The organism is Stutzerimonas stutzeri (genome assembly GCF_024448895.1).
In the GTDB taxonomy this organism is placed as follows: Bacteria; Pseudomonadota; Gammaproteobacteria; order Pseudomonadales; family Pseudomonadaceae; genus Stutzerimonas; species Stutzerimonas stutzeri_Q.
In genome coordinates this window covers 134,431-147,178 of sequence record NZ_JAMOIC010000002.1, presented here as the reverse complement: position 1 = coordinate 147,178, position 12,748 = coordinate 134,431, and the positions used below count along the sequence as shown (strand labels likewise).

The 12,748-nt window shown below is 62.8% G+C and carries 10 protein-coding genes; 5 read left to right on the top strand and 5 right to left on the bottom strand.

What is annotated here, in order from left to right; genetic code table 11:
• The first annotated feature begins 129 nt into the window (after positions 1-129).
• Complete coding sequence (locus NA619_RS02940) at positions 130-1,173, top strand: NAD(P)H-dependent flavin oxidoreductase (RefSeq protein ID WP_255959771.1); 1,044 nt, start codon at positions 130-132, stop codon at positions 1,171-1,173.
• A gap of 94 nt (positions 1,174-1,267) precedes the next feature.
• A complete protein-coding gene (locus NA619_RS02935; RefSeq protein ID WP_255959769.1) occupies positions 1,268-1,789 on the top strand; it encodes a sterol desaturase family protein in 522 nt (173 codons plus the stop codon).
• A gap of 96 nt (positions 1,790-1,885) precedes the next feature.
• Here the strand turns inward: NA619_RS02935 and NA619_RS02930 are convergent, their stop codons facing one another.
• Genes NA619_RS02930 through fni form a run of 5 tightly spaced genes read right to left on the bottom strand, consistent with a single transcriptional unit; the run spans position 1,886 to position 7,870 of the window.
• Positions 1,886-2,812: a phytoene/squalene synthase family protein gene (locus NA619_RS02930; protein ID WP_255959767.1), complete on the bottom strand. Its 927-nt coding sequence runs from the start codon at positions 2,810-2,812 to the stop codon at positions 1,886-1,888.
• Positions 2,809-4,329, bottom strand: a complete 1,521-nt coding sequence (locus NA619_RS02925) for a phytoene desaturase (protein WP_255959765.1) — start codon at positions 4,327-4,329, stop codon at positions 2,809-2,811. Before NA619_RS02925 ends, NA619_RS02930 begins: the two co-directional genes overlap by 4 nt.
• Entirely contained in the window at positions 4,326-5,492 is a 1,167-nt protein-coding gene (crtY, locus tag NA619_RS02920) for a lycopene beta-cyclase CrtY (protein ID WP_255959763.1), read from the bottom strand. Before crtY ends, NA619_RS02925 begins: the two co-directional genes overlap by 4 nt.
• Complete coding sequence (locus tag NA619_RS02915) at positions 5,485-6,774, bottom strand: glycosyltransferase (protein ID WP_255959761.1); 1,290 nt, start codon at positions 6,772-6,774, stop codon at positions 5,485-5,487. Before NA619_RS02915 ends, crtY begins: the two co-directional genes overlap by 8 nt.
• A gap of 46 nt (positions 6,775-6,820) precedes the next feature.
• Positions 6,821-7,870 carry a type 2 isopentenyl-diphosphate Delta-isomerase gene (gene fni, locus NA619_RS02910; protein WP_255959760.1) on the bottom strand — a complete coding sequence of 350 codons (1,050 nt, stop codon included), beginning with the start codon at positions 7,868-7,870 and terminating at the stop codon, positions 6,821-6,823.
• A gap of 117 nt (positions 7,871-7,987) precedes the next feature.
• Between fni and NA619_RS02905 the strand changes: the two genes are divergently transcribed.
• The 3 genes from NA619_RS02905 (at position 7,988) to NA619_RS02895 (ending at position 12,740) form a co-directional block, all read left to right on the top strand.
• Positions 7,988-8,890, top strand: a complete 903-nt coding sequence (locus tag NA619_RS02905) for a polyprenyl synthetase family protein (RefSeq protein WP_255959759.1) — start codon at positions 7,988-7,990, stop codon at positions 8,888-8,890.
• Positions 8,891-9,009: 119 nt separating this feature from the next.
• Positions 9,010-10,812 (top strand): acyl-CoA dehydrogenase, encoded by a 1,803-nt coding sequence (locus tag NA619_RS02900; RefSeq protein ID WP_255959757.1) that lies wholly within the window; start codon positions 9,010-9,012, stop codon positions 10,810-10,812.
• A gap of 182 nt (positions 10,813-10,994) precedes the next feature.
• Complete coding sequence (locus tag NA619_RS02895; protein WP_255959755.1) at positions 10,995-12,740, top strand: potassium/proton antiporter; 1,746 nt, start codon at positions 10,995-10,997, stop codon at positions 12,738-12,740.
• The last annotated feature ends 8 nt before the right edge of the window (positions 12,741-12,748 follow it).

Here is a 12,748-nt window from a genome sequence, read left to right as displayed (position 1 = left end):
GCGCACAGTCTAACTGCGCAGCGCGGCGATTCGCAGGGGGCCGGTGAGGCGCACCGCAACCTCGCATGCAAATCATCGACAAACGGCTGCTACAGTCTGCAGCGCTGACCAGCCGCTTAAGGACTTCCGATGGACATTCGCACCCTGTTCAATATCAGCCTTCCCGTGATTCAGGCTCCGATGGCCGGCTCACAGAACCATCAGCTGGCCGCGGCGGTATCCGAGGCTGGCGGTCTGGGTTCGATTCCGGCCGGCATGCTCAATGCCGAAACGCTCGACGCCGAACTAACGGCTATCGCAGCGCTCACGCGCAAGCCCTACAACGTCAACTTCTTCTGCCATAAGACGCCCGCCGAGGACGTCGCGCGAACCGAGGCCTGGCTGGAATTGCTGGCGCCTTACCTGAAAGAACTCGCGATCGACCCGGCAAGCATTCCCGGCGGCGCAACTCGCAAACCATTCGACGCCGCGATGGCCGAGGTGGTGGAGCGACACCGTCCACCCGTGGTCAGCTTTCATTTCGGCCTGCCTGCGCCAGACCTAGTACAGCGCGTCAAAGCGACCGGTGCGAAGATCCTATCCAGCGCCACTACGCAGGAAGAAGGCCGCCGGCTCCAGGAACGCGGCGTCGATGCCGTGATCGCGCAAGGTATTGAAGCCGGCGGCCATCGGGGCATGTTCTTGAGCGACGATATCGACAGCCAGATCGGTACCTTTGCCCTGCTGCCACAGCTGGTTGCCGCGCTGGATATTCCCGTGATCGCTGCCGGTGGCATTGCCGATGCGCGGGGTGTGGCGGCAGCCCGAGCGCTTGGCGCAGCCGGGGTTCAAGTCGGGACTGCTTATCTTCTGTGCGACGAGAGCCGCGCCAGTCAGCTGCACCGTCAGGCCCTGCAGAGTGCGGCCGCTCAGCAGACAGTGCTGACCACCCTGTTCTCCGGAAGGCCCGCGCGGGGCATCGTCAATCGCCTGATTCGCGAACTGGGTGCCCGGCCGCCAGCGGTACCGGCGTTTCCGCTGGCGAGCAATGCCATCGTCAGCTTACGTGCAGCAGCGGAGCCTCAGGGTATCGATCATTTCTCACCGCTCTGGGCTGGGCAGAATGTCAGTGGTTGCCTGGCGGTGCCCGCCGCAGAACTGACCAGGACGCTAGCGTCGGGATGGAAAGGTTAAGCGACAATCAAGGCATCGCCAGGCGTCGGAGCCGGGGTCCATTAACTCGGCGTAGCGCGTAAACTGGTGCGACCTGCAGATGAACGGATCGGACTTGACCGTGCTGACGAACACTTTGGTTTTTCTCGCCACACTGGCCGGCATGGAGCTGTTCGCCTGGTGGGCGCACAAGTACGTGATGCACGGCTGGGGCTGGGGTTGGCACAAGTCCCACCACGAGCCACGTACCGGCTGGTTCGAGAAGAATGATCTGTATGCGGTGGTTTTTGCCGGTGTCGCGATTCTGCTGATCGCATTAGGCACGGCGGGCTACAACCCGCTGGAGTGGATCGGAGCGGGCATGACGGCCTACGGTTTTCTCTACTTCGTGGCCCACGACGGGCTGGTGCACCACCGCTGGCCGCTGCGCTACGTACCGCGCAACGGTTATCTCAAGCGCCTATATCAGGCGCACCGCATGCACCATGCGGTAGAAGGCAAGGAGCGCTGCGTCTCCTTCGGCTTCCTCTATGCGCCGCCGCTTCCGGTACTCAAGCAGCAGCTGCGAGAACTGCATGACGGGCCGCTTCGCAAGAGCAATCAGACCGAAGACAAGCGCGCAACGAACATCGGATAGACGAGTGACCGCCGCCGCAAGAACCCGCGTTGAACGAGCATCCGGACGTTACGCTCTTCGCTCCCCAACCCGATTCAGTGGCGCCGGTAGCCTCAGCTAGCGCGGACGCTTCCAGAGCAGATCAGGACGCGGCGTGACCTGCATCCGCCGCGAAGCCAACGCCAGTACCCCGCCACCCAGCAGGAACTGCAGCTTCTGCGCCTTGCTGGTCGAAACCCGTCTATCCCAGGCCGCTGCGCCCCGCGCTTTTACCTCGACGCCGATCTGCCGATAGACGCCATGCGCTGTAGCGATCGACCAGGCCGAGCGTAACGGCAGGTCCCGCAAGCCCTGAGATGCTGATTGATAGTAGGGTTCGGCCAGATCCACCAGTCGCGCTGCCAGCGTGGCCAATGCCGCACGATGCTCGGGTAGCGCGACCTCATCTTCAGGGATGCCCACTTCTCCCAGCCACTCGGCCGGCAGGTAGACGCGCCCGATCTGCGCATCCTCGACGATATCGCGCGCGATATTGGTCAGCTGAAACGCCAAGCCCAGATCACAGGCGCGATCCAGCGTCGGCTCCGCTTCGGCGCCCATCACCCGCGCCATCATCAGCCCCACCACCCCGGCGACGCGGTAGCAATAGAGCAAGGTGTCGTCGAGGGTCCGGTACTGATACTCCTGCACATCCATGCGAAAGCCGGCCAGGTGCTCGAGCGGATACTCTCGGGGGATATGGTGACGTTGAATCACCTGCTGGAACGCTGCGAAAGCCGGGTCCTGCATGGGCTCGTCGGCATAGGCGCGCTCGGTCAGATCCACCAGCTCGGCCAACCGCGCTTCCCCAGTGGAGCGATCGCCCTCGACCTGACCATGTCCCAGCGTTTGCCCGTCGATAACGTCATCACAGTGACGGCACCAGGCATAGAGCATCACGGCACCCTGGCGGGTGCGCTCGTCGAACAGCTTTGCCGCCGCCGCGAAACTCTTGGAGCCGACGTTGATTGCCTGGGTCGAATGGTCGATGACCTTGTCATTCATCCGGCCTGCTCCCCCAACTTGAAGTCCTCCAGCATCAGCCCGGCGGTGGCCTTGGCCGAGCCCACGACGCCCGGAACTCCCGCGCCCGGATGGGTGCCGGCGCCAACGATATAGAGGTTCGGAATCACGTCATCACGGTTATGCGGGCGGAACCAGGCGCTCTGGGTAAGGATCGGCTCCAGCGAAAACGCTGAACCCAGATGAGCGTTGAGCTCGTCGCGGAAATCATGCGGCGTGAAGATCCGGTGGGTGACCAGATCGCCACGCAGCCCCGGAATGTAATGACGCTCCAAGTATTCGAAAATGCGGTCGCGATACTTTGGCCCCTCCACCGCCCAATCGATATCCGCCGTGCCCAAATGCGGTACCGGCGCCAGCACGTAGTGGCTGGCGCAGCCTTCCGGCGCCAGCGAGGGGTCGGTTACGCAGGGCGCATGCAAGTAGAGTGAGAAGTCGTCGGCCAGGGTTTCATGCTTGAAGATCTCATTGATCAGCTCGCGGTAACGAGGCCCGAAGCAGACCGTGTGGTGCTGCAGGTGCTCATGGCGTCGTTTGAGGCCGAAATGGATGACAAACAAGGACATGGAGAAGCGTTTGCCGGAGAGCCGCTTGGCCTCGTCGCGACCGCGCTGTTCATGCCCGAGCAGCTGCTTGTAGGTGTTGACCACATCGGCGTTGGAAGCCACCGCATCGGCGTTGAAACGGCGGCCGTCCCACGTGGTCACCGCGCTCGCCCGACCACCAGCCAGCTCGATGCTCGCCACCTCGGCATTGAGCTCCAGCTTGCCGCCCAAGTCTTCGAACAGCCTTACCATCCCTTGCACCAGCGCACCGGTACCGCCGCGGGGAAACCAGACGCCGCCCTGGCGCTCCAGCGCGTGGATCAGCGCATAGATCGACGAGGTTTCAAAAGGGTTGCCGCCCACCAACAGGGAGTGAAAGGACAACGCCTGCCGCAGCCGGTCGTTCTCCACGAACTTCGAAACCATGCTGTACACGTTGCGCCAGGCCTGCAGTTTGGCCAGCTGCGGGGCGACGCCGATCATGCTGCGAAACGACAGGAAGGGTACGGTGCCGAGCTTGACGTAACCCTCTTCATACACCGCACGGGAATAGGCAAGAAAGCGCTGGTAACCCGCGACATCTTTCGGATTAAGGGCGTGTATCTGCCGGTCCAGTTCGACTTGATCGTTGACGTAATCGAAGCTGTAGCCATCTTCCCAGCACAGCCGGTAGAAGGGACTGACTGGTAGCAGCTCGACGTAGTCAGCCATACGCTTTCCGGCGCCGGTGAAGAGTTCGTCCAGCGCGGGCGGATCGGTGATCACCGTCGGGCCGGCATCGAAGGTGAAGCCCTGGTCGTGATAGACGTAGGCGCGGCCACCCGGCTTGTCGCGTTTTTCCAGCAGGGTGGTCTGCACGCCGCTGCGCTGCAGGCGAATCGCCAGCGCCAGCCCGCCGAAACCGGCACCAATCACCACGGCCCGTTTGGGCGCATTGCCTGATGACTCTTTCATCGCTTGTCCTTGTGGTGCAGATTACCGGCGGCCAGCGCGCGAAGCGCCTCACCCACCGGCACGGGAGGTTTACCTGAGACGATGCGCAAGCGGTCCCAGATTGTCAGATTGGCCGCGTAGAAGCGCCGAATCAGCGGTTCGCGCAGGCGGTAGAAACGTTGCATCACGGCCCAGCGGCGATCCGCCGGCCCGGCCATGAACAGCATCCGATTGAGCAGGCGGAAAAAGCCGCGCTGGCGCCACTGCGCCAATGAGTAGCTGCGCGTGGCCTCGAACAGGCTTGGCGCATCCCATCGATCGAGCGCGATCAAGTGATCGGCCAGGCGTACCGCGTCGGGCAGCGAGTAGCCGGTAGTGGGATGAAACAAGGCCGCTGACAGGCCCGTCTGCGGCACTCCGCGCGCTTCGCCCCAGAAAGCCGGCAAGTCACCGGATAGCACGATGGGCAGCACACCCTGCTCTTCCCGCAACACCTCGTTAATTGCCCAACCGCGGGCACTAGCGTAGTGACGGATGTTGTCGCGCAGGGTCTCAGGCGCCACGGCATCGCCATCGGCGTAATAGGTGTCCTCGATCAGCAGCGTTTGGTCGCTGAGCGGCAGCACGTAGACGAAGCGGTAGCCGTCCTGCTGAGCGACGCTGGCGTCCATGATGATCGGCTCGCGCAAGCCATGCGGCTGTTGCAGGCGCACTTCCTGGCCGAGAAATTTCTGAAAGCCCAGCGCCAGCTGATCGGTCCGACGCACGCCGCGCCCGTCGATCACCGCGCCGGCCCGCAGAATTTCGCCCGAAGCCAGGCGCACCTGCTGTGGCTTCACCTCCACAACGGACGTGCCCAACCGAACGCCATCACTCAGTTCAGCCATCAGGTGTTGATGAAACCGTTCTGAAAAAATACTCGCGTAACCGCTGTCCAGCCGGCGCTTGAGGTCCGGGAAGATCACTTCATAGCCCGGCCAACGGGTCTCCACCAACGGCTCCAGCCAACGGTGCTGGGCCGGCGTCAGATCGTGCTCATGAAACGACCAGGTATGGTTGCCGCCAAGCGTCTCGCCTTGTTCCAACAGCAACAGGCGCAGTTCCGGGCGCTGCTGTCGCAGCCGCAGCGCCAGCAAGCCATTGGCCAGGCCACCGCCAACGAGGATGAGGTCCGCATCAGCCATGCTCTGCTCCCTGCAACGCAAGCGACTCGATGCCGAGCGACCGTTCGATCAGCCGCGCCGCCCTGGGCGCACCACCCGCTGACCGCAGGTCGTCACCCAGGCTGCGTGCCCGCTGGGCGAAGCCGGGTTCGCGCAAGAGTCGGCGCAGGCCCTGCACAATGCGGCGGCGGCTGGCCAGGCGCGGATCGAGTTTCAGCCCCACGCCCGCATGCACCACGCGTGCGGCAACACCAGGCTGGTCAAAGGCTATCGGCACGGCCAGGCTCGGTACGCCGGCCTCCAGCGCATCGAGCACAGTATTCAGCCCGGCGTGAGTAATCAGCGCATCGGCCCGCGCCAGCACAGCGCGCTGTGGCGCGAAATCCGTGACCCAGTCAGCCCCGGCCTGCATCAATCGTTTTTCCTGCCGAGCATCCAAGCGGCCGCAATGCGCAATCAGCAATTGCACGTCAAGTTCGCGACAGGCCTCGGCGATGCGCTGGAACAGGCCGAAGCGATCCCCTTGAAGCGTGCCCAGCGAGGCGAAGACGAAGGGTTTGCCGTTGGCAACCGGAACGTTCAGCACGGGCTCGTCGGCCAATGCGGGACGCAGCGCACCCACGCCATAGCAGTGAGATGGCAGCGCCGTGCGAGGGAAGTCGAAGCGCGCGATTGTCTGGCTCAACTGCAACAGCGGCGACAGGCATTCATCGAGTCGCTGCCGCGGCGGCAGACCGAAGCTGGCTGCATAGCGCGTTATCACCTCGGCGTGCGCTTGCATGGCCCGGTCGTAGACGTTGCTGCTGTGTAGATTAAGCTGCTCGCCCCAGGGCGTCGCCCGGTAGCGCCAGGGCATGACCGGCAGCGGCACCAGCGCCTCGCGATTGACCGGCAAGGCACAGGCCACCGAGACGAATGGCAGACCGAGATACTCGGCCACCAGCCCTCCGCCAGGCTCCATCTGGTCGACGATCAGCGCTTCGACACCCAGCGCGCGCAGTAGCGGCGGCGCGTCCCGACAGAACATCTCGGTTGCTGCAGCCATGTCGGCGATGACCCTGCGAATACCCCAAGGCCCGCCCGGCCGAGCGGCGCGTTCGATCACAGCCTTGAGCGAGCCAGGTGGATGTGAATCAGCCCCGACCTGGGCGAAACCCAGCTTTGGGTGTAGCAGCGCAGCGCCCACATCTGCTTGCTGGAGAACGGTGACACGATGCCCCTTGCGCAACAGCTCGCCGGCGATGGCTTCCATCGCACGCAGATGGCTGTGAAACGGCGGAGCGATCACGGCGAAATGAGTCATGCGCAGCCACCTCGCCAGTCGCTAGCGAAACGATCCTGCCCGCACATCAGGGGGCAGATGGATTGAAAGGTGCCAGCAGCGGCGCCTTGGCCAACGCAACCAGGTTTGCCGAGCCGGTACAGAAGCACGCGATTCGCAGCTGCTGTATCAGCACCTGGAAATGCTCGATCACCGCTTCAGGCCCGATCAGCGCTGCATCCAGTACCCCGGCCGCCTGGCCGACCAGGTCAGCGCCGAGACGAATCGCCTTGGCCGCATCGATGCCATCGCGAATGCCGCCGGATGCAATCAGATGCGCGCCTGGACACGCACGGCGCACCTCTGCGATCGCCTGGGCGCTGGGGATTCCCCACCCGGCAAAGGCCTGAGCAATGGCACGCTGCTTAGGATCATGTGTCCGTTCAGATTCGACTGCAGCCCAACTGGTGCCGCCGGCGCCCGCCACATCAATGACTGACACCCCAACATCCAGCAGCCGCTGCGCCACTGCTGGCGAGATTCCCGCGCCCACTTCTTTCGCCACCAGCGGAACGGGCAAACGCGAAGCCAGCGCTTCGATCGCCATCAACACACCGCGCCAGTCACGGTCACCGCCCACCTGCACCGCTTCCTGCAACGGGTTGAGATGGATGATCAGCGCATCGGCCTCGATCATGTCCACCGCACGCTGGGCTTCCTCGACACCATATCCGGCCACCAGCTGCGCCGCGCCTAGATTGGCCAACAGCGGCACGGACGGGGCCAGTTCACGCAAATGTCGGGTCAGCCCCTGATCGGCACCGGTTTCCAGCGCGATGCGTTGCGAACCAACCGCCAGCGCGATACCCAGAGCTTCGGCTGCAATGGCCAAATGGCGATTTATCTGCGTTGCCCGGGCCGCTCCGCCGGTCATGGAGCTGATCAAAAGCGGCGCCGAAAGTACCTTGCCGAACAGCTGCGCACGAATATCAATGTCGTCCAGACGCAACTCCGGCACCGCGCAGTGCTCGAAAGTCAGTGCGGCATAGCCAGGATCGACCGCTGAGCAGGCGCGGCGAGGGTCGAGAACGATGTCCAGATGGTCATTTTTGCGCTCTGCAATATGTTCTTTACTCATTAGCGCCTCGTTCGATGACCTTATGTGGACGTAACTGGTCATTAAAAGTGCCAAGACTTATACACGCTGTACAGGTATTGTCACGATATCTAACGAAAAACGATACAGGAGGTCGTCATGGCCATCGCTTTGCCGAACACGCAACACGACTTCGAACAGAGGGTCGGTGCGTTGCGTGCCCAGGTTGACGAAAGGCTTGACCAGTGGCTGCCCCCGGCGCCCCCGCAAGATGCCATCGGCAACGCGATGCGTGACGGAACCCTTGCGCCGGGCAAGCGCATCCGGCCATTGCTGCTCCTGCTGACGCTGCAAGATCTGCAGGGCGAAACGGCTTCGGATGCTGGGCTCGATCTTGCCTGTGCGCTGGAAATGGTGCATGCCGCCTCGCTGTTTCTGGATGACATGCCGTGTATGGACAACGCCGAGCTGCGCCGAGGCCGCCCGACCATTCACCTGCAATTTGGCGAAGACGTCGCCGTGCTTGGCTCGGTCGCACTGCTCAGTCAAGCGTTCAGCATAGCCGCCTCGCCAGCCGACATTCCTGCACAGACGCGAAATCAGCTGGTAAAGCTGCTGGCTCAGGCTACCGGCGCTCAGGGCCTGGTTCGCGGTCAGTTTCATGATCTGCGCGAGGGTCAGCGCGCCCGGCCGCTGGAGGCCATTGCCCACACCAATCGCCTGAAGACGTGCCCGTTGTTCACCGCGGCGGTGGAGTTCGCTGCTCTGTTGAGCGATGCCAGCGCCAGCTGCACGCGCCACCTCAATGGATTCGCCACCGAACTGGGGCTCGCCTTTCAGTTGCTCGATGATCTTTCCGACGGCCTCAGCCCGCAGCAGATCGGCAAGGATTCGGGTAAGGATGCAGGCAAGAGCACGGTCGTCGCACTGCTCGGCCCAGAGGCGGCACGCCAGCACGTCGAGGAGCACCTCGCACGTGCCGAACAGCACCTGATCGACGCCGGCATTGGCGACGGCCATTTGGCCCAACTGCTCGAATATTTCTGCGCGAAGCCACACTGAGCCAGCCCAGGCAAGGCCCAGAAGACGCCGCTGTGTCGACCCATCACTCGAATGTATGGTGCTAGGCAGCCGTCTCGCCGGCTCCTTAGACTCGAGTGCATGTAAACGGAGGAATTTCCATGCCCGAGACTCTGCTCTGCCCGCGTAACCTGGCGTTCGAACTCTATGAAGTACTCGACGCCGAAGGCCTGACCCAGCGCGAGCGATTCGCCGATCACAGCCGCGAAACCTTCGATGCAGCAATCGATACCGCGCGCAGCATTGCCGAAAACCTCTTCGCGCCACACAACCGCAAAGCCGATGAGAACGAGCCGATCTACAAAGACGGCGAAGCCATCCTGATTCCCGAAGTGAAGCCCGCGGTCGATGCGTTCATCGAAGCCGGTTTCCACAATGCCTCGCGCAGTTTCGACGATGGTGGCATGCAGTTGCCCAATCTGCTTTCGCGAGCGTGCTTTGCGCATTTCCAGTCGGCCAACATCGGCACCTCGTCCTATCCGATGCTTTCCATGGGCGCCTCGCATCTGATCGAGGTGTTCGGCAGTGACGAGCAGAAACAGAGCTTCCTCCAGCCCATGCTCGAAGGTCGCTTCTTCGGCACCATGGCGCTGACCGAGCCGCACGCCGGCTCTTCCCTGTCGGACCTGCGCACCCGTGCCGAGCCAGCAGACGACGGTTCCTATCGCCTCAAGGGCAACAAGATCTTCATTTCCGGCGGCGACCACCCGCTGTCTGAAAACATCGTGCACATGGTGCTGGCCAAGCTGCCGGATGCACCGCCCGGTGTGAAAGGCATCAGCCTGTTCATCGTCCCGAAGTTTCTGGTCAACGATGACGGCTCGCTGGGCAAGCGCAACGACGTAATCCTTGCTGGCCTGTTCCACAAGATGGGCTGGCGCGGCACGACCTCCACCGCGCTGAACTTTGGCGACAACGGCGAATGCGTCGGCTATCTGGTAGGCGAGCCCCACAAGGGCCTGTCGTACATGTTCCAGATGATGAACGACGCGCGCATCGGCGTCGGCATGGGCGCGATCATGCTCGGCTATGCCGGCTACCTGTATTCGCTCAATTACGCGCGGGAACGTCCTCAAGGACGCCTGCCCGATGGCAAGAATCCAGCTTCGGCGCAGGTGCCGATCATCCAGCACACCGACGTCAAGCGCATGCTGCTGACGCAGAAGGCCTACGTCGAAGGATCCTTCGACCTCGGTTTGTATGCAGCGCGCATTGTCGACGAAGAGCAAACCGCGCAAACGGAAGAGGAGCGCAAGAACGCTCATGAGCTGCTCGACCTGCTCACTCCCATCGTCAAATCCTGGCCGTCGGAGTTCTGCCTCAAGGCCAACGAACTGGCGATCCAAATTCTCGGCGGCCACGGCTACACCCGTGAGTACCCGGTCGAGCAGTACTACCGCGATAACCGCCTGAATCCGATCCACGAAGGCACCCACGGCATCCAGTCGCTCGACCTGCTGGCACGCAAGCTGACCCAGAACGGCGGCGCCGGGCTGCGGCAGTTGCTCGGGCTGATTCAAGGAACCTGCAAGCGCGCCGTTGAACTCAGCTCGCTGGACGCGCTGCGCCAACCGCTGGAGCAGTTGGTCGCGCGCTTGACCGAGGTGACGCAGGCGCTGCTCGCTGACCTGATGGCTGGCAAGGTCAACCTGGCCTTGGCCAACTCGGCGCTGTATCTGAAGGTCTTTGGTCATGCAGTAATAGGCTGGCGCTGGCTGGAACAGGCGATCCGCGCCGAGCAGGGTCTGGCAAACGGCAACGCGGCAGACATCGATTTCTATCGCGGCAAAATCCAGGCAGCTCGTTACTTCCTGACCTGGGAGGTTCCGGGGTGCCATCACGAGCTCGATCTGCTCGCCGCTCGCGACGACACATGCCTGACCATGCAGGAAGACTGGTTCTGAAAACCGGCGCGGCACGGGTCGACTCCGGCCCGCGCCGCGCGCTCTGTTCAGGCGTACACCGAACGCTCGCCAACCCCCGGTCACTCCACCGGGCTTTTTTGACAGTAGGTCAAATCAGCAGGTTAGAATCGCTGGCATGCACTCTGCATGTTCGCTAGCGGCACTGACCCTGGAGGCCTCGTTTGGATATCGGCAACATCAATCACCTGTTTTTTATCGGTGCCTTGTTAGTTGCGGCGAGCATCCTGATGAGCTCTCTGTCGACACGCCTCGGCGTGCCGATCCTCGTGATATTTCTCGCTGTAGGCATGCTTGCGGGGGTCGATGGCATCGGCGGCATCGTTTTCAACGACTATTCACTGGCATTCCTGATCAGCAACCTGGCCCTCGCCATCATTCTGCTCGATGGGGGCATGCGCACCCGCGCCGCCACCTTTCGCGTCGCACTCTGGCCGGCCTTCTCGTTAGCTACAGCGGGTGTGGTAGTCACCTCCGGCCTAACCGGTCTGGCGGCGGCCTGGTTGTTCGACCTTCCGCTGATGCAAGGCCTGCTGGTGGGTGCCATCGTTGGCTCTACCGACGCGGCAGTGGTCTTCAACCTGCTGAACGGGCGCGGTCTGAACGAGCGGGTCGGTTCCACGCTTGAGATCGAGTCGGGCAGCAACGACCCGATGGCGATGTTCCTTACGGTCGCCCTGATCGACATGCTCGCATCGGGCGAGACCGGCTTCGGCTGGGGCTTCTTCTTCAATCTGCTACAGCAATTCGGCATTGGCACTCTGCTTGGCTTGTCTGGCGGCTGGCTGCTGCTTCACCTGATCAACAAACTTTCCGTCGCCGACGGCCTGTACCCACTGCTGGCGGTCGCGGGCGGCATCATGATCTACGCGTTCTCGGGCGCCATCGGCGGCAGCGGCATTCTGGCCGTCTACGTCTGCGGGCTGCTGCTCGGCAACCGGCCGATTCGCAACCGCCACGGCATTCTGCACATGTTCGACGGCCTGGCCTGGCTTAGCCAGATCGGCATGTTTCTGGTGCTCGGCCTGCTGCTCACGCCGAGCGAGCTCTTGCCGATTGCATTGCCGGCTCTGGCTCTGTCGCTGTGGATGATTCTGTTTGCCCGGCCGCTGGCCGTGTTCATTGGCCTGCTGCCGTTCCGCAGTTTTCAGCTGCGCGAACGCCTTTTCATTTCCTGGATTGGCTTGCGCGGCGCGGTCCCGGTCATTCTGGCTGTTTTCCCACTAATGGCCGGACTGGAGAACGCGCAGTTGTTCTTCAACGTCGCGTTCTTCATCGTGCTGGTGTCGCTGCTGTTGCAAGGTACGACGCTGACCTGGGCGGCGAAGAAGGCCAAGGTCGAGGTGCCACCTTCACCACTGCCGATCTCCCGCGCGGGCTTGCAGATCCACACCACTAGCCAGTGGGAGATGTTCATCTATCGCCTGAACGCCAAGAAATGGTGCGTCGGCGCGGCCTTGCGTGAACTGAAGATGCCCGCCGGCACGCGTATCGCGGCGCTGTTCCGTGGCAGAGCTCTGCTGCACCCATCGGGCAGTACGCGCCTGCAGGTCGATGACATCCTCTGCGTCATCGGCCATGACGAAGACCTGCCCGCGCTGGGCAGGCTTTTCAGTGAAGCACCGCAGCGCGGTCGCGACATGCGCTTCTTCGGTGATTTCATCCTTGAAGCCGAAGCCGAGATGAGTGCCCTGGCCGCACTGTACGGTCTCAAGTTGGGCGACGTGGATGGGCGCCTGCAGATCGGCCAATTCATTGCCGAGCGTGTCGGCGGCAAGCCCGTAATCGGCGACCAGATAGAATGGAACGGGCTGACCTGGACCATCGCTTCAATGGAGCACGGCCAGGTTCGCAAGGTCGGCCTGAAGTTTCCGGAGGGCAACAAGCCCGGTCCGTCGCTGCACTTCTGAGGCTGCCC